The sequence below is a fragment of the Actinomadura kijaniata genome (assembly GCF_014138665.1).
Taxonomy (GTDB): domain Bacteria; phylum Actinomycetota; class Actinomycetes; order Streptosporangiales; family Streptosporangiaceae; genus Spirillospora; species Spirillospora kijaniata.
This window is the reverse complement of sequence record NZ_JACJIA010000007.1, coordinates 333,921-350,089: the sequence shown is the minus strand read 5'-3', so window position 1 is coordinate 350,089 and position 16,169 is coordinate 333,921. Positions and strand designations below refer to the sequence as shown.

The following is a 16,169-nucleotide window of genomic DNA, read 5'->3' as shown; positions in this document are numbered from 1 at the left end:
CTACCTGTCGCCGGCCATCTGGAGACGACCCCACACGAAGTCGGCGGGCTTCTCCACCGGCAGGCTCACGTTGATCATCTCGTTGAGGTTGGCGGGCTGGGCCCCGCCGGCGCGCTGCACCCACACCACCGTCGCGTAGTGGCCGAACGCGCGCGCGTAGGCGGCGCTGAACCCCTTGGCGAACGCGGGCCCGCCCTTGGCCTCCAGCGGGCGCACGAAACCGGCGTCGGTGGCCGGGTCCAGGTCCCGCAGGATCTGCCGGGCGCCCTCGACGTCGTTGAGATTGATCACGATGAACTGGCCGACGTGCTGCCGGTCCGCGCTGACGTAGGCGCCGCGCGCGATCTGGGAGCAGCCGTGCTTGGCCAGGTCCGCCTGCAGCCGCTGGCCCCAGGTGACGGCGTTGCAGTCGGCCGACACCTGCGATCCGGCGAGCGTGAAGGAGTACTGGCCCGTCCTGACGGTCCTGGCGTCGGCGCCGAACACCTCGGCCTCGGTCAGGGGCCGCCGGTCGGCGTCGCGTCTGGCCAGCTTCGCCAGACCGTCCACGTCGTAGTCGGGGGTGTAGGCGACCGGCTGGAGCTGCGGGGACCCGGCGGCGGTCTTCTTGTCGTCGCCGCCGGTCAGGACCAGGGCGGCCACGACCGCCGCCACGACCACCACCAGGGCGGCCGCCGCGGCGAAGAGCACCTTGGGCGAGGGGAGCCGGCGCGCGGGGCCGCCAGGCCGGGGGTCGCGCCCGCCGGACGCGGGCGCCGCCTGGGGAGCGTTGGTCTCACGTGCCTCGATCACGTCCGGGAGCTTAGCGGTCCCGCCACCCTTCGCGCGCCCAAACGGGCGTTTCCTCCCTATCCGGACCTCCCGAAACCAAAGACCGTCGCCCACCGCCGAACGGCGGGCGACGGCCCCGGGCGCGAACGGCTACTTGGCGTCCTTCGCCGGCCCCGCGTCGACCTTGTCCGGGCCCTCGCCCCCAGACGCGTCCCCAGGCTCGTCCACGGCCCTGTCGGCGCCGTTCACGGACATCTCGGACGCGTCCTCCCGAGCGGACTCACCCTGCTCGGCGGCCTCGCTCCGCCCCGTCTCCGACTCGGCCTGCCCCGTCTCCGGCTCGGCCGTCGATGCCTCGTGCGCAGGCTCAGCCTGCTCCGCGACGGGGTCGACCTCACTCGTGGCGGGCTCGACCTGCTCCACGACGGGCTCGGCCTGCTCGTCGACGGGCTCGGCCTGAACCACGGTCGGCTCGGCCTGAGTGGCCTCCGGCTCGACCGTGAACGCCTCGTGCGCGGGCTCGATCTGCTCCGCGACGGGGGCGGTCTCGTCCGTGGCGGGCTCGGGCTGCTCGTCGATGGGGTCGGCCTGGTCCATGGTCGGCTCGGCCTGGGTGGCCTCCGGCTCGGTCGTGAACGCCTCGTCTACGGGCTCAACCTGCTCCGCGACGGGATCGGCCTCGCCCGCGGCGGGCTCAGCCTGCTCGCCGATGAGCTCGGCCTGATCGGAAACGGGCTCGGCCTGATCCACAGTCGGCTCGGCCGTGAACGTCTCGTCTGCGGCGGGCTCGGCCTGAACCACGGTCGGCTTGGTCGTGAACGCCTCGTGCGTGGGCTCGGGCTGGTCTTCGGTGTCGGTGGGGGCCGATTTCGGCTCGGTCGGGGGTTCGGCCGGGTCCGAGTCGGCGTTGTCGGGAGCGCTGGTGGGCGTTCCGGGGGCGGGCGTGTCCTGCTGCTCGGTGTCCGGGGTCGGGTCGGTGGCGGGCTTCTCAGCCGCGTCCACGGCGTGGGCGGCGGCGGGGGCCACGACCGTCTCCTCGCCCGTGCGGTTGCGCGCCCAGAACAGGTAGGCGACCGCCCCGACGAACACGACCAGCGCGGTCCAGTCGTTCAGGCGCATGCCCAGGAAGTGGTGGGCGTCGTCGATGCGCAGCCACTCGATCCAGAAGCGGCCGACGGTGTAGGCGGCGACGTACAGCGCGAACGCGCGGCCGTGGGTCAGCTTGAAGCGGCGGTCGGCCCACAGCACCAGCAGGGCCACGCCCACGCACCACAGCGACTCGTACAGGAACGTGGGGTGGTAGGTCGCGATGTCGAGGTACTTGGGGTCGGACGGGCGGTGCGCGCGGTCGATCTCCAGGGCCCAGGGGGCGTTCAGGGGGCGGCCGTAGAGTTCCTGGTTCCAGTAGTTGCCCCAGCGGCCGATGGCCTGCGCGAGGGCGATCCCGGGCGCGATGGCGTCGCCGAGGGCGGCCAGGGACACGCCGTGGCGGCGGCAGCCGATCCAGGCGCCGACCGCGCCGAGCAGGACCGCGCCCCAGATGCCGAGGCCGCCCTCCCAGATCTTGAGGGCCCTGATCGGGTCCTGGCCCTCGCCGAAGTAGCGCTGCCAGTCGGTGGCCACGTGGTAGAGGCGGCCGCCGATCAGGCCGAACGGGACCGCCCAGATGGCGATGTCGATGATCATGCCCGGGGTGCCGCCCTTGGCGGCCCAGCGCCGCTCGCCGAGCCATACCGCGACGACGATGCCAAGGATGATCATGATGGCGTAGGCGCGGAGCGGGATCGGTCCGAGGTGCCAGACGCCCTGGGACGGGCTCGGAATGGAGGCGAGCGGCTGCATGAGCGTTGACGTTACCGCCTCCGGCGCCCGGTTCGCGTCGTGTCGGCGATCGTTTTGCGGTCGGTGGCCCGGTAACGGCGTGAGCGCCGCTCCCCGGGCGGGGAGCGGCGCTCACGGACGGGTCCGGGCCGGGTTACTTGGCGGCCTTCCCGGCGGACTCGACGGTGGCCTTGAGGTTGTTCAGGGCCTGGCCCTCCAGCTTGCGGCCGTCCAGCATGACGGTGGGCGTGCCGGTGACCTTGCGGTCGTCCAGCGCGTACTTGGTCATGGCGTCGACCTGGGCCTTCTTCTCCTGGCCGGTCACGCACTTCTCGAAGCCGGCGTCGGTGACGCCCACGTCCTTGCCCCAGCCGACCAGGTCCTTGGGCGCGAAGCCCGCCGAGCCCTCGCGCGGCTGGAACTTGAACAGCGCTTCGTGGTAGGAGAGCCACTTGTCGGCCGGGACGCACATGGCGGCGGCGGCCGAGCGCAGCGAGTTGGACTTGATCGGGTCGGGCTGCTGGCTGAACAGGTGGAACGGCCGGTAGACGACCTTGACCTTGCCCTCGGCGGCCAGCTGCTTGATGTCCTTGCCGAGGCTCTCCTCGAACTCCTTGCAGGCCGGGCACTGGAAGTCCTCGAAGATCTCCAGCACCGGCTTGGTCACGCCCGCCTTGGCCATCGCGATCGAGCCGTCGGCCTCGCGGGTGAGCGGAGCCTGCGGACCGGTGTAGGGCGCGGCGACCTGGTCGCGTTTGCTCTTCTGGTCCAGGACCACCACGGTCACCGCCACGATCGCGCCGATCACGACCACCGCGCCGAGGACGATGGCCAGCAGGCGCTGCTGTTTCTGCCGGGCGGCCTGCTTGGCGCGTTCGGCGGCGAGGCGCTCGCGCGCGGACCGCTCCCGTGCGGCCTTGCTCATGGGAACTCCTATGTCGGGCGCGCGGCCCTGGCGCCGCGCGGACGAAGACCTGGTGTGGGTTCGAAAGGCTAGTCGGCCTGGCCGATCCGACGGAACTCGTCGGCCAGCACCAGGACGAACAGCAGGATAGTGATCGCGTGGACGCCGGTGCACCACAGGCAGATCTTGTGCAGGATCGCCAGTTCCACGGTCACCAGGTAGATCACGAACAGCATGCCGACGATCACGCTGCCCAGCCGCGCCCAGCGCGGCAGGGGGCTGGGCGAGCGCAGCGCGGGCGGGGTGATGAGCACGGCGAAGGCGACGAAGAACCCCAGTCCCAGCAGCGGCAGTGGAATGCCGAGCAGGTCGGAGTAGTCGCTGTTGGTGACCGAGTGGCAGTCGATGGTCGAGCTGGTGGTGCAGACCATCGCTCCCTTGTTGTAGTGCGCCACCGTCAGGTAGACCGAGATCCCCAGTCCGGCCAGGGTGAGGACCCAGGCCGGGAGCGTGAACCACCGGGGGCGCGCGGGCCCGGGGCGGTCCCCGGCCGCGCCGCTGTCCGGCGCCTCGGTGTGCTGCACCATCGTCGATCCTTCCGCGTCCGTCCGGTCGCCGGGGCGGAGGGGGTCGTGGGCCCCGGCCCCGGCGGACATCACCTTAGGGGACCGGGCATAAGGTCCGCGTACGAACGCACCGGGGGAACGCGGTGTGTCCCGCGCTCCCCCGGGTTTCCGGTCAGCCGTTACCGGTCACATGCCGTGGTCACACCTGGCGGCGGACGCCGGCGGCCAGCTCCGCGGCGAGTTCGCCGACGGCGGCCAGGCCCGCCTTGCGGTCGGGGGCGTCCAGGAGGCGGCGGACGAACGCCGACCCGACGATCACGCCGTCGGCGAACCCGGCGATCTCGGCGGCCTGCGCGCCGTCGGAGACGCCCAGGCCGAGCCCGACCGGCAGGTCCAGCTCCCGCTTGGCGATCATCTGGCGGGTGCGCTCCACCAGGCGGGGCGCGCCGGTGTCCAGGGCCGTGCGGGCGCCGGTGACGCCCATCAGGGACGCGGCGTAGACGAATCCCCGGCACGCGGTGGTGATCTTCTCGATGCGCTCGTCGGTGGACGACAGCGCCACCAGGAACACCTTGTCCAGGTCGTGGGCGTCGGCGGCGGCGATCCACTCGCCGCCCTCCTCCGGGGACAGGTCGGGGGTGATCAGGCCGCAGCCGCCCGCCGACCTCAGGTCCCGCGCGAACGCCTCCACCCCGTAACGGTCGACCGGGTTGTAGTAGGTCATGACGAGGGTGGGGACGCCGGTGGCGGCGACGGCCTCGACGGTGCGGAACACGTCGGCGAGGCGGATGCCGCCGACCAGCGCCCGGTGGACGGCGTCCTGGATGATCGGGCCGTCCATCATCGGGTCGCTGTAGGGCAGGCCGATCTCGATGACGTCGCAGCCGGAGTCGACCATCGCGCGGGCGGCGTCGATCGCGCCCTGGTAGTCGGGGAACCCGGCGGGCAGGTAACCGACCAGCGCGGCGCGCCCCTCGGCCCTGGCCTTGTCGTAGGCGATCTTGGCGCTCACTGGCCCTCTCCCTGCGGCATCAGACCGAAGTACTCGGCGGCGGTCTCCATGTCCTTGTCGCCGCGGCCCGACAGGCACACGACGATGACGCCGTCGGGGCCGAGCTCCCGGCCGACCTTGAGGGCGCCGGCCAGGGCGTGCGCCGACTCGATCGCCGGGATGATGCCCTCGGTGCGGCACAGCAGCGCGAACGCCTCCATCGCCTCGGCGTCGGTGATCGGCCGGTACTCGCCGCGGCCGGTCTCGTGCAGCCAGGAGTGCTCGGGGCCGACGCCGGGGTAGTCCAGCCCGGCGGAGATGGAGTGGGACTCGACGGTCTGGCCGTCCTCGTCCTGGAGCAGGTAGGTGCGCATGCCGTGGATGACGCCGACGCGCCCGCCGGTGATGGTGGCGGCGTGCCGTCCGGTCTCCACGCCGTCGCCGGCGGCCTCGAAGCCGCACAGCCGGACATCGGCGTCGTCGATGAACGCGTGGAACGCGCCGATCGAGTTGGAGCCGCCGCCGACGCAGGCCACGACGGCGTCGGGCAGGCGGCCGACCAGGTCCAGGACCTGCTGGCGGGCCTCCACGCCGATGATGCGCTGCAGCTCGCGGACCATCATCGGGAACGGGTGCGGGCCCATGGTGGAGCCGACGCAGTAGTGGGTGTCGTCGACGGTGGCGACCCAGTCGCGGAACGCCTCGTTGCAGGCGTCCTTGAGGGTGCGGCTGCCGGTCTTCACCGGGACGACCTCGGCGCCCAGCATCCGCATGCGGGCGACGTTGAGGGCCTGGCGCTCGGTGTCGACCTCGCCCATGAAGACGGTGCACTCCAGGCCGAGCAGGGCGGCGGCGGTGGCGGTGGCCACGCCGTGCTGGCCCGCGCCCGTCTCGGCGATCATGCGCCGCTTGCCCATGCGCCGGGTCAGCAGGGCCTGCCCCAGCACGTTGTTGATCTTGTGGGAGCCGGTGTGGTTGAGGTCCTCGCGCTTGAGCAGGATCCGGGCGCCCCCGGCGTGCTCGGCGAACCGCCCGGCCTCGGTCAACAGGCTGGGACGGCCGGCGTAGTTCTTCAGCAGGTCGTTCAGCTCGCCCATGAACGCAGGGTCCCGGCGGGCGGCGGCGAACTCGCGGTCCAGCTCGTCCAGGGCCGCCATCAGGGCCTCGGGAGCGAACCGGCCGCCGAACACGCCGAAGTGGCCGGAGGCGTCGGGAAGAGAGGATTCGGGCAGGGCAGAACCCCGCGCGCCGTCGATGGTCATGAGGTTTTCGCGTCCTGTCGTGCGAGAGAGGGCTTGTCCGGGATCATCCCCACAGGTGCGGGGACCACGGCCCCGATGGAAGGGGGCCGTTCAGTTAGACGTCGGACAAGCGCGCCATCGTTCGCGCAGAGGTTCCATCGGCATGGCCGGATCCTATCCTTCTCGGCCCCGTCCGGGCTCAGCCGCCCTGCCGCAGCGCCGGGTGCGCCCCGGCGGCGACCAGGTCGGCCACGGCCGCGCGCGGCTCCCGGCCGATGACCAGGCTCTCGCCGACCAGCACCGCGTCGGCCCCGGAGGAGGCGTAGGCGAGCAGGTCGTGCGGGCCGCGCACCCCCGACTCGGCGATCTTGACGATGCCCTTGGGGATCGACGGGGCGACGCGGGCGAACACCTCGCGGTCCACCTTGAGGGTCTTCAGGTCGCGGACGTTGACGCCGATGACCTTGGCGCCCGCGTCGACGGCGCGTTCGGCCTCCTCCGCGGTGTGGACCTCGACCAGCGGCAGCAGGCCGATCGACTCGGCCCGCTCCACCAGCGACACCAGGGCGTCCTGCTCCAGCGCCGCGACGATCAGCAGGGCGAGGTCGGCGCCGTGGGCGCGGGCCTCCCACAGCTGGTAGGAGGTGACGATGAAGTCCTTGCGCAGGATCGGCAGGTCCACGCTGGCGCGCACGGCCTCCAGGTCGGCCAGGCTGCCGCCGAAGCGCCGCCGCTCGGTCAGCACGCTGATGACCTTCGCGCCGCCCGCCTCGTAGTCGCGGGCCAGCGCCGCCGGGTCGGCGATGGCGGCCAGCGCGCCCTTGGAGGGGCTGGACCGCTTGACCTCCGCGATGACCGACACGCCCTGGCTCCGCAGCGCGCCCAGCGCGTCGCGGGGGGCCGGTGCCTTGGCCGCCTTCTCCTTGAGGGCGTCCAACGACACCTCTCGCTGCCTTTCGGCGAGATCGGCCCGAACTCCTTCGATGATCTCGTCGAGAACGCTCACCGCGGTAGGCCCCCTATGTTCCGCTCGATCCGTGCACCGATCGTAGCCGCACCCGCCGGGCGCGCCCCAACCCGGCCCCTCCGCCGGCCCGCCCGGCAGCCGGTCACGGCGCGAGGAAAACCGCGAACGGCAGGTTGCGCGCGATCCCGAACGCCACCGCCACCACCAGCAGGGCGATCCCGGCGTTCCGCGTCAGCAGCGCCGACCGCGCCGGCAGGCCGCGCGCCCGGTGGGCCGCCCAGACCGTCCACAGCCAGGCCGCCGCCGGCAGCAGCAGGAACGCCAGGGGGTTGCTGTCGAAGGCGGCCCCGACCCGCCCGTGCGCAAGCGCGTTGACCATCCGCAGGCCGCCGCACCCCGGGCAGTACAGGCCCGTCGCCATCAGGAACGGGCACGCCGGATAGTGGCCGGGCTCGTGCGGGTCCCGGACGGCCAGGACCGCCACGGCGGCGGCGACGCCCGCCAGCACCGCCAGCGGGAGCAGCAGGCCCCGGCCGGTTCCGGCCACCGGAGCGGGTGCGCGGGTCACGCCGTCCAGCCTATTGCAGGGGTCGGGGGATCAGGGGTCGAGGACGTAGCCGATGCCGCGCACGGTGCGGATGGGCCCGGTGGCGCCGATCTTGGCGCGCAGCTGGGCGATGTGGACGTCCACGGTGCGGCTGCCGGTGTCGGCGGCCGGGCCCCAGACGGCGGCCAGCAGCTGTTCGCGGGTGAACGCCCGGCCGGGGTTGCCCATCAGGAACGCCAGCAGGTCGAACTCGGTGGCGGTCAGCGCCACCGGCCTCCCGCCCGCCGAGGCGGTGCGGCGGACCGGGTCCAGGGTCAGCGCGCCCGCCCGCAGCGGCCCGTCCGCCGGGCCCGCGGCGCCGGAGCGCAGCGCCTCGGCGACGGCGGCGACCAGCGCGCGGGGCGCGAACGGCCGGGGCAGCCGGGGCGCGCCCCGCCCGCCCGGCGTCCTGGGGTCGCCGCTGACGGCGATGACCGGGGCGGGGCGGCACGCCGCGGCGGTCCGCCGGTACAGGTCGGCCGGGTGCGCGGCGGCCGACAGGTCCAGCACGACCGCGTGCGGGCGCAGCCGGGCGGCGGTGTCGGGGGCGCGGCCGGGCTCGGGCTCGATCCGGACCTCGTGGCCGGCGCGGACCAGGCAGCGGCGCTGCAGCTCGGCCACGGCGGGGTCGTGCTCGGCCACCAGGACCAGCGCGGTCACCCCCGGGATTCCTTCGGGTCCCCGGCCGGGCCCCTCGGGTCCCCCGCGGGGTCCCCGGTGGGGTCCTCGCCCCGGTCCAGCGACTTCCACAGGTCGGCCGGGTCGCCGCCGGGGGACGCGGCGCCCCCGCCGGGACGGACGCGGCCGGGGGCGGCGTCCCGGCGTTCGTACCGGGAGGACATGCCCGGCCAGCGGCCGCCGCGCAGCAGGGCCGCCAGCCCGGCGAGCGCGACCAGCGCTCCCCCGCACAGCGACACCGCCCACCAGGGGCCGGTCTCGACCACCGGCTGCGCGGCGATCCGCAGCAGGGCGCTGCGGTCCCCGGCCGCGGACCTGATCGTGCCCCCGTCGATCGCGGTGACCGAGGAGTAGGCGATGACCGCGCCGAACGCCGCCAGCAGCAGCCCGACCCCGGCGCGGACCTTCCCGCGCGTGGCGAACAGGGCCGCCAGCGCCGCCAGCGCGGCCCAGCCGAGGGCCCCGGCGGTGGCGCCGAGGTCCCGGCCGGTGACGTCCAGGGCGAACGGGGTGATGGCGTCGCGGGCCCGCACCGTGGCCCAGGGGCGGCCCGCCGCCAGCAGGGTCAGCCCCGCCCCGGCGGCGCACAGCAGCGCGGTGAGGCCGCGTTCCCTGGCCGGTGTCATCGCTGGTGGGCGGGCCTCTCCCCCACCACCGGGTCCAGCACGTCGGCGTCCCAGCAGGTGCGGTCGCCGGTGTGGCAGGCCGCGCCGACCTGGTCGACCTTCACCAGGATCGCGTCGCCGTCGCAGTCGAGCGCGACCGACTTCACCCACTGCTGGTGGCCGGAGCTCTCGCCCTTGACCCAGTACTCCCGGCGGCTGCGGGACCAGTAGGTGGCGCGGCCGGTGGTGAGGGTGCGGTGCAGGGCCTCGTCGTCCATCCAGGCGAGCATGAGCACCTCGCCGGTGTCGTACTGCTGGGCGATGGCGGGCACGAGGCCGTCCTCGGTGCGCTTGAGGCGGTCGGCGATCTTGGGGTCCAGATTGGACGCGCGAGCGGACATGGCTCCATTCTGCCGGGTCCCCCGCGCGTCCGTGATCCGCCCCGCCCACGGGCGGGCGGGGAAGCGGGCGCGGACACGAAAGGGCCCGCGCCCCTGGAGGGGAACGCGGGCCCTGACGTACGACTACGGGTTACAGGGGGACGACCTGGTCGGCCTGCGGACCCCGGTTGCCCTGCGTCACCTCGAACTGAACGCGCTGGTTCTCGTCCAGGGTGCGGTAGCCGGAGCTCTGGATAGCCGAGTAGTGCACGAACACATCCGGTCCCCCGCCGTCCACGGCGATGAAACCGAAGCCCTTCTCGGCGTTGAACCACTTCACGGTGCCCTGCTGGGGCATGTCTTTCTCCTTGCGGCAAAACACGGGCCCACACCTCGCGGGCCCGGCGCGGCTGCTAGCGGAACGCTCTCGCCCCCGGCAGGTCCCGGAAAAGCCAAAACGCCCGCTGCCATCAGTCCGCGGGCGTCCTGTCAAACGATCGAGAACCACGACTGCAACCGACGACTCCACCGTATCACCGGTTCCGCGCAATGCGGAGGTGTCGCGACCCTTGCGATTCGCGCCCGGATCAACTAATGAGTTAAAGCCGCGTAACGTTCCAACACACCGGCCGCCGCTAGGCACGGCGCTGGCCTGCGGAATTGTCGGACACCGCGCCGGACTCGCCGCGACGGCGGGCACAAGCGCACATGCGCAAGGGATGCGGGACACCGCGCAGACGCCTCCGGGCGGTGATGTTCTCTCCACCGAGAGGTATCACCCTTACCTCGGACAGACCCTTTCTTGGCACAAAGCGGGCAATTCTTGTTCCACTCCGCGCATACGGGTGGAGATTCCTCCTCCGCGACGCGATGACCTGCCCTCTCCGGCCTCCGGGTGCACCGCGGTTGTCCGCCGGGTGAACAAAGGAATTCCCCTCGGGCCATCCGCCCCGGCCGACCTGCCCCGACGTCTCGGCACCGGCCACCGGCGCCCCGCCCGCCGCGGCCGCCCCTCCCGGCGCGGTCCTCCGGGGAATAAGCGTCCGTCGCGGATGGTAGGGAGTATCAGGCCCGCAAACCCCCATATTCCGCCGCATGAGGGGGCACCCCCGGGCGCCGCCGTGTGTGAAGGATGTGAAGGAGTCGCCGTGCCGCCAGGATCTTCCCGTGTCAACCCGCGCGTCCTCCGCGAGGGGCTGGGGGTGCTGTGGGTCGCCGTCCGGGCCGAGCCGTGGGTGTTCGCGCTGTCGGTGGCCGCCAGCGTGCTGTACGCGGCGATGACCGTCGGCACCGCCACGGTGCTGGGCCGGGTCACCGAGCACGTGGTGCTCCCGGCGTTCCGGGAGGGCCGCACCACGGCGGGCGCGCTGGCGCTGGCCGCCGCCGCGATCGTCGCGGTGTCGGCGCTGAAGGCCCTGGGCGTGGCGGGCCGCCGCTTCTACGCCGGGCTCATGCAGTACCGGATGCAGGCCCGTTACCGCCGCGCCGTGACCCGCCAGTACCTGAGGCTGCCGCTGGCCTGGCACCACCGCCACCCCACCGGGCAGCTGCTGTCCAACGCCAACGCCGACGTCGAGGCGTCCTGGGCCCCGATCGCGCCGCTGCCGATGGCGGTCGGCGTGGTGTTCATGCTGCTGATCGCGGCGGTGTCGATCCTGCTGACCGACGTGACCGTGGCGCTGGTGGGCTTCCTGGTCTTCCCGGCCATCGCCCTGCTCAACGTCGTCTACCAGCGCCGGCTCGCCCCGGTCGCCACCCACGCCCAGCAGCTGCGCGCCGAGGTGTCGGAGGTCGCCCACGAGAGCTTCGAGGGCGGCCTGGTCGTCAAGACCCTGGGCCGCGAGACCGCCGAGACCGAGCGGTTCGCCGGGCGCGCCGCCGCGCTGCGCGACGCCAACATCGCCGTCGGCCGGGTCCGGGGCCTGTTCGACCCGGTGCTGGAGGCCCTGCCGAGCCTGGGCGTGCTGGCCGTGCTGATGATCGGGTCGCTGCGGCTGCGGTCGGGCGCGATGACGGCCGGGGACCTGGTGCAGGTCGCCTACCTGTTCACGCTGCTGGCGTTCCCGATCCGGGCGCTGGGCTGGGTGCTGGCGGAGGTGCCGCGCAGCGTCGTCGGCTGGCGGCAGGTGCGCGGCGTGCTGGACGCGGGCGGATCGCTGCCCTACGGCGCGGCCGAGCCCGCCTCCGGCTCGGCCGCGGACCTGGAGGTCCGGGGGGTGCGCTTCGCCTACGAGACCGAGGACGGCCCGGCGCGGGTGCTGCACGACGTGTCGTTCGGCGCCGCCCCCGGCCGCACGGTCGCGGTGGTCGGCCCGACCGGCTCGGGCAAGTCCACCCTCACCTCCCTGCTGGTGCGCCTGGTCGACCCGCACGACGGGTCGGTGCTGCTGGACGGCACCGACCTGCGGGACCTGCGGCACGGCGGCGTCGCCGCGACCGCCGCGCTGGTGCCGCAGCAGACGTTCCTGTTCGACGACACCGTGCGCGGCAACATCACCCTCGGCCAGGACGTCCCCGACGACCGGGTGTGGGAGGCGCTGCGGCTGGCGCAGGCCGACGGGTTCGTCGCCGCGCTGCCGGACGGGCTGGACACCCGCGTCGGCGAGCGCGGCGCGACGCTGTCGGGCGGGCAGCGGCAGCGCCTGGCGCTGGCCCGCGCCCTGGCCCGGCGGCCCCGCCTGCTGGTGCTGGACGACGCCACCTCGGCGGTGGACCCGCAGGTCGAGCAGCGCATCCTGGCGGGCCTGCGGGAGGGCGGGGACGGCGTGACCGTCGTCGTGGTCGCCTACCGCAAGGCCACCATCGCGCTGGCCGACGAGGTCGTGTACGTCGAGCACGGCCGGGTCCTGGACCGCGGCGCCCACGCCGAGCTGCTGGAGCGTTCCGAGGGCTACCGGAACCTGGTCAACGCCTACGAGCGGGCCGAGGCCGAGCAGGAGGCGGTGGAGAACGAGACGACCGAGGGCGAGGCGCTCGGGAACGAGACCGGCGAGGAGGCCCTGCGTTGACCGCTCTGAGCGAGACCGCCGCCACCGAGGGCGCGTTCAGCACCCTGCGGCGCGGGCTGCGGCTGACCCCCGAGTTCCGCGCCGGGCTGGCCGGGACGCTGCTGCTGGCGCTGCTCGCCACGGCGGGCCGCGTCGTGGTGCCGATCGCGGTGCAGCAGACCATCGACAAGGGCCTGACCGGCACCGGCGGCCCCGACATCCCGTTCGTGCGCACGGCGGTGCTGCTGTGCGCGGTGGCGGTGCTGACCACCGCCGTCAGCGCCTACCTGATGAACGTGCGGCTCTACCGCAGCACCGAGACGGGCCTGGCGGCGCTGCGGACCCGGGCGTTCCGGCACGTCCACGACCTGTCGATGCTCACCCAGAGCGGCGAGCGGCGCGGCGCGCTGGTGTCGCGGGTGACCGGCGACGTCGACCAGATCAGCCAGTTCATGCAGTGGGGCGGGCTGATGATCATCGTGTCGGTGGGGCAGCTGCTGGTCGCCAGCGTGCTGATGGCGGTCTACTCCTGGCCGCTGGCGCTGCTGGTGTGGGTGGCGTTCCTGCCGCTGGCGTTCGCGCTGCGCCGCTTCCAGCGCCTGGTGTCGGCCGCCTACACGCGCGTCCGCGAGCGCATGGGCGACCTGCTGGCCGCCGTCAGCGAGTCGGTGGTGGGCGCCTCGGTGATCCGCGCCTACGGGTCGGAGGAGCGCACCGCCGCCAAGGTGGACGTCACCGTGGAGGCCGCCAAGAAGGCGCAGACCCGCGCGCAGGGGCTGGTGGCGCTGACGTTCCCCACCAGCGAGCTGGTCGCGGCCGTGGCGACCGCCGGGGTCGTGGTGGCCGGGACGCTGCTCGGCGTCGGCGGGCACCTGACGGCCGGCGAGCTGGTGGCGTTCCTGTTCCTGGTGACGCTGTTCGTCAGCCCGATGCAGACCGCCACCGAGGTCCTCAACGAGGCCCAGAACGCCATCGCCGGATGGCGGCGCGTGCTGGGCGTCCTGGACACCGAGCCCGACGTCGCCGACCCCGGCGACAAGGGCGAGACGCTGCCGCGCGGGCCGATCGAGGTGCGGTTCGAGGACGTCGGGTTCGCCTACCCCGGCGGCCGTCCCGTGCTGCACGGGGTGACCGTGGACATCGCGCCGCGCAGCCGCGTCGCGATCGTCGGGGAGACCGGGTCGGGCAAGACGACGTTCGCCAAGCTGCTGACCCGGCTGATGGACCCCACCTCCGGGCGGGTGCTGGTGGACGGCGTCGCGCTGGACCGGGTCCGGTTCTCCTCGCTGCGCGAGCGGATCGTGATGGTCCCCCAGGACGGGTTCCTGTTCGACGCCACCCTCGCCGACAACATCCGCTACGGCAGGCCCGGCGCCACCGACGAGGACCTGCTGCTGGCCATGACCGAGCTGGGGCTGGCCGACTGGCTGGAGGGGCTGCCGCGCGGCCTGGAGACGCCGGTCGGGCAGCGCGGCGAGTCGCTGTCGGCCGGGGAGCGGCAGCTGGTCGCGCTCGCCCGCGCCTACGTCGCCGCCCCCGACCTGCTGGTGCTGGACGAGGCGACCTCGGCGGTCGACCCGGCCACCGAGGTCCGCCTCCAGCGGGCCCTGGACGGCGTCACGCGCGGCCGCACCGCGATCTCCATCGCGCACCGGATGTCCACCGCCGAGGCCGCCGACGAGGTCCTGGTGTTCGACGAGGGGCGCATCGTGCAGCGCGGCCCGCACGCCAAGCTGGTCGAGGAGCCGGGCGTCTACGCCGACCTGCACGCCTCCTGGGTGGCGCAGAGATCCATCTGATCCGGCGCCCGGCCGGCGGAGGTGACCTGTGGTTCGACGCTAAAGCACTTGCCCGAAATCTGGTCTCGTGCGCATTCTGCTGAGGTGAGTAACGAGGTCGTGTTGGAATCGGCGGGCACGCTGCACGGGCAACTGCAGCGTGGCCTGGGCAGGGCCGCGCGTCGCGCGGCGGACAGGCGGGGCGCGGGCGAGTACGTCTATGACTGCATACGCCGCGATCCGCGTTGGGACCGTCGGGTCGAGTCACGTGGCCTGTATTACGCACGACTCATGATCGACCTGGAGTTGCCGACGGGGCCGGTGGCCGAGGCGCTGTTCGATCCGTCCGGCCCGGACGCCGCCGACCCCGACGGCGCGGGCGTGGAGCTGCCGCTGACGGTGCTGGGCGACCTGGTGCGGCTGAGCCGCCACGAGGCGGCCGGGGTGCTGCGCCGGTACGCCGAGGAGGGGCCGCACTGGTTCGACGCCGTGATCGAGATGGTGGAGCTGCGCGACCCGTCGCTGGCGATCGGGCTGGACCGCCTGGTCACGGCGCGCTGTGACGACGCCGAGCTGGACGACCTGGTCGCCGGGCCGAGCAATCCGGTGATCGACGTGTGGGCCGACCGGCAGCCGCGCGTCGCCGCCGCCGTGGACCGCCGCCGCTCGGTCGTCCGGCGGCGGCGACCGTCCGGCGTCCCGGCCGACCGCCCCGTCCGGTCCGAGGACGAGCTGCTCGCGCTGGCCCGCAGCGGCGCCGACGGCGCCGTGGCCGCCATCTTCGAGCTGGGCCGCAGACGCGCCCCCGGCCTGCTGGACCTGGCCGAGGAGGTGCTGCCCCAGCGCCGCGACAGCCGATGGGGCGGGGTGGTGCGCCGCGCGCTGGGCGAGTACGGGCCCGAGGCGCTGCCCCGCGCCCGCGCCTGGGTGATGGCCCGGGGCGCCTGCGCCGACATGGGGCTGCGCCTCCTGGCCCGGCACGGCACCCGCCAGGACATCCCGCTGCTCATGCGGGAGCTGGAGGACGCGCTCGGCCGCCGCGAGTGGGGCGAGGCCGCCGGGCCGATCGAGGGGCTGGGCCGGCTGCGCGCCGGCGAGGCCGTCCCCCTGTTGAAGAACGCCTGGACCGAGTCCACCTACGCCCTTCTACGACCACGTGTGCTGACCGCGCTGACCCGGACCGCGCCGCACACCGCCGAGTCCTTCACGTTCGAGGGGCTCTGGGACTGCGAGGAGGGCGTGCGCGAGATCGCCGCCCAGACCGCCCCCCTGACCCCCGAGAGCCGCGTCCGGCTGCAACGCCTGCACCACGACACCGCCGAGGAGCCCGGGGTGCGCGCCACCGCCGCCGCCCGGCTGGTCGGCTGAGCCGGGGCCCGGACCGGGCGGCCCGCGACTGAACCGGGGGGCCCGCCGCCGCGTACCACCCGTCAGATCACGCGAAGTCGTCGAGAGGACGGGCCATGGTTTCCCTGCTCCGGATCGGTTCCCTGGCCGCGGCCGCGGCCGCGCTGGCGGCCGGTTGCTCCGGGACCTCCCAGCACGGCGGCCACGCCGCGGGCGCGGCCGCCGAACCGGCGACCATCGAGCAGCTCGCCGCCAGGACGGGCTGCTCGCTCAGCTCCAAGCGCGCCGCCGAGGAGCTCCAGCAGGGCGCCTGCCAGACCGCCCGGGGCCGCTACACCCTGGTCGGGTTCAGCAGCGACCAGGGCCAGAAGGCGTGGCTGGCGGAGGCCAAGCCGTGGGGCGGCTCGTACCTGGTCGGCAACCGCTGGGTCGCCGTCGGCACCCCGCAGACCCTGGAGGCGCTGCGCGGCACCCTCGGCGGGACGGTCATGAACGGCGCCCACCACGGCGGCTGACGGGCGGCCCGCCGGCGGGCATTCCCCTGGGA

The 16,169-nt window shown here is 73.9% G+C and carries 16 protein-coding genes; 4 read left to right on the top strand and 12 right to left on the bottom strand.

The genetic code is table 11. The annotated features are described in order from the left end of the window. The 12 genes from HNR61_RS26885 to HNR61_RS26830 all read right to left on the bottom strand — a co-directional run bounded on the left by HNR61_RS26885 (position 1) and on the right by HNR61_RS26830 (position 9,868). A complete protein-coding gene (locus HNR61_RS26885) occupies positions 1-792 on the bottom strand; it encodes a hypothetical protein (RefSeq protein WP_182845958.1) in 792 nt (263 codons plus the stop codon). A 129-nt stretch (positions 793-921) separates the two neighbouring features. Beyond that, complete coding sequence (lgt, locus tag HNR61_RS50520; RefSeq protein ID WP_220509809.1) at positions 922-2,613, bottom strand: prolipoprotein diacylglyceryl transferase; 1,692 nt, start codon at positions 2,611-2,613, stop codon at positions 922-924. 133 nt (positions 2,614-2,746) lie between these two features. Next, on the bottom strand, positions 2,747-3,517 hold the full coding sequence (locus tag HNR61_RS26875) for a DsbA family protein (protein ID WP_182845957.1): 771 nt from the start codon (positions 3,515-3,517) through the stop codon (positions 2,747-2,749). 68 nt (positions 3,518-3,585) lie between these two features. Beyond that, the gene (locus HNR61_RS26870; RefSeq protein ID WP_182845956.1) at positions 3,586-4,083 is read right to left on the bottom strand and encodes a vitamin K epoxide reductase family protein; all 498 of its coding nucleotides are present in this window, start codon (positions 4,081-4,083) and stop codon (positions 3,586-3,588) included. Between the two features lie 178 nt (positions 4,084-4,261). Beyond that, positions 4,262-5,074: a tryptophan synthase subunit alpha gene (trpA, locus tag HNR61_RS26865; RefSeq protein WP_182845955.1), complete on the bottom strand. Its 813-nt coding sequence runs from the start codon at positions 5,072-5,074 to the stop codon at positions 4,262-4,264. Then, the gene (gene trpB, locus HNR61_RS26860; RefSeq protein ID WP_182845954.1) at positions 5,071-6,315 is read right to left on the bottom strand and encodes a tryptophan synthase subunit beta; all 1,245 of its coding nucleotides are present in this window, start codon (positions 6,313-6,315) and stop codon (positions 5,071-5,073) included. The genes trpA and trpB overlap by 4 nt, the downstream gene beginning before the upstream one ends. Before the next feature lie 178 nt (positions 6,316-6,493). Beyond that, positions 6,494-7,300: an indole-3-glycerol phosphate synthase TrpC gene (gene trpC / locus HNR61_RS26855; protein WP_182845953.1), complete on the bottom strand. Its 807-nt coding sequence runs from the start codon at positions 7,298-7,300 to the stop codon at positions 6,494-6,496. Positions 7,301-7,403: 103 nt separating this feature from the next. Beyond that, on the bottom strand, positions 7,404-7,829 hold the full coding sequence (locus HNR61_RS46945) for a DUF2752 domain-containing protein (protein WP_312898114.1): 426 nt from the start codon (positions 7,827-7,829) through the stop codon (positions 7,404-7,406). A gap of 30 nt (positions 7,830-7,859) precedes the next feature. Next, on the bottom strand, positions 7,860-8,507 hold the full coding sequence (locus HNR61_RS26845; protein ID WP_312898113.1) for a response regulator transcription factor: 648 nt from the start codon (positions 8,505-8,507) through the stop codon (positions 7,860-7,862). Beyond that, positions 8,504-9,151 carry a Trp biosynthesis-associated membrane protein gene (locus HNR61_RS26840; protein WP_182845952.1) on the bottom strand — a complete coding sequence of 216 codons (648 nt, stop codon included), beginning with the start codon at positions 9,149-9,151 and terminating at the stop codon, positions 8,504-8,506. Before HNR61_RS26840 ends, HNR61_RS26845 begins: the two co-directional genes overlap by 4 nt. Beyond that, positions 9,148-9,531 carry a phosphoribosyl-AMP cyclohydrolase gene (hisI, locus tag HNR61_RS26835; protein WP_182845951.1) on the bottom strand — a complete coding sequence of 128 codons (384 nt, stop codon included), beginning with the start codon at positions 9,529-9,531 and terminating at the stop codon, positions 9,148-9,150. The genes HNR61_RS26840 and hisI overlap by 4 nt, the downstream gene beginning before the upstream one ends. Before the next feature lie 130 nt (positions 9,532-9,661). Next, positions 9,662-9,868 (bottom strand): cold-shock protein, encoded by a 207-nt coding sequence (locus tag HNR61_RS26830; RefSeq protein ID WP_018657218.1) that lies wholly within the window; start codon positions 9,866-9,868, stop codon positions 9,662-9,664. Between the two features lie 694 nt (positions 9,869-10,562). Between HNR61_RS26830 and HNR61_RS26825 the strand changes: the two genes are divergently transcribed. From HNR61_RS26825 to HNR61_RS26810, 4 genes are all read left to right on the top strand, one after another. Then, complete coding sequence (locus HNR61_RS26825) at positions 10,563-12,518, top strand: ABC transporter ATP-binding protein (protein ID WP_182845950.1); 1,956 nt, start codon at positions 10,563-10,565, stop codon at positions 12,516-12,518. Next, positions 12,515-14,296 (top strand): ABC transporter ATP-binding protein, encoded by a 1,782-nt coding sequence (locus tag HNR61_RS26820; RefSeq protein ID WP_182845949.1) that lies wholly within the window; start codon positions 12,515-12,517, stop codon positions 14,294-14,296. Before HNR61_RS26825 ends, HNR61_RS26820 begins: the two co-directional genes overlap by 4 nt. A 270-nt stretch (positions 14,297-14,566) precedes the next feature. After that, positions 14,567-15,643 carry a hypothetical protein gene (locus HNR61_RS26815; protein WP_246443791.1) on the top strand — a complete coding sequence of 359 codons (1,077 nt, stop codon included), beginning with the start codon at positions 14,567-14,569 and terminating at the stop codon, positions 15,641-15,643. A gap of 95 nt (positions 15,644-15,738) precedes the next feature. After that, positions 15,739-16,137 (top strand): hypothetical protein, encoded by a 399-nt coding sequence (locus tag HNR61_RS26810; RefSeq protein WP_182845948.1) that lies wholly within the window; start codon positions 15,739-15,741, stop codon positions 16,135-16,137. Positions 16,138-16,169: the final 32 nt, after the last annotated feature.

Coding starts and splice junctions, on each gene's coding strand:
- HNR61_RS26840 (WP_182845952.1), bottom strand. CDS start 9,151: ATGACACCGGCCAGGGAACGCGGCCTCACCGCGCTGCTGTGCGCCGCC.
- HNR61_RS26830 (WP_018657218.1), bottom strand. CDS start 9,868: ATGCCCCAGCAGGGCACCGTGAAGTGGTTCAACGCCGAGAAGGGCTTC.
- lgt (WP_220509809.1), bottom strand. CDS start 2,613: ATGCAGCCGCTCGCCTCCATTCCGAGCCCGTCCCAGGGCGTCTGGCAC.
- HNR61_RS26825 (WP_182845950.1), top strand. CDS start 10,563: ATGGTAGGGAGTATCAGGCCCGCAAACCCCCATATTCCGCCGCATGAG.
- HNR61_RS26875 (WP_182845957.1), bottom strand. CDS start 3,517: ATGAGCAAGGCCGCACGGGAGCGGTCCGCGCGCGAGCGCCTCGCCGCC.
- HNR61_RS26810 (WP_182845948.1), top strand. CDS start 15,739: ATGGTTTCCCTGCTCCGGATCGGTTCCCTGGCCGCGGCCGCGGCCGCG.
- HNR61_RS26815 (WP_246443791.1), top strand. CDS start 14,567: ATGATCGACCTGGAGTTGCCGACGGGGCCGGTGGCCGAGGCGCTGTTC.
- hisI (WP_182845951.1), bottom strand. CDS start 9,531: ATGTCCGCTCGCGCGTCCAATCTGGACCCCAAGATCGCCGACCGCCTC.
- trpB (WP_182845954.1), bottom strand. CDS start 6,315: ATGACCATCGACGGCGCGCGGGGTTCTGCCCTGCCCGAATCCTCTCTT.
- HNR61_RS26870 (WP_182845956.1), bottom strand. CDS start 4,083: ATGGTGCAGCACACCGAGGCGCCGGACAGCGGCGCGGCCGGGGACCGC.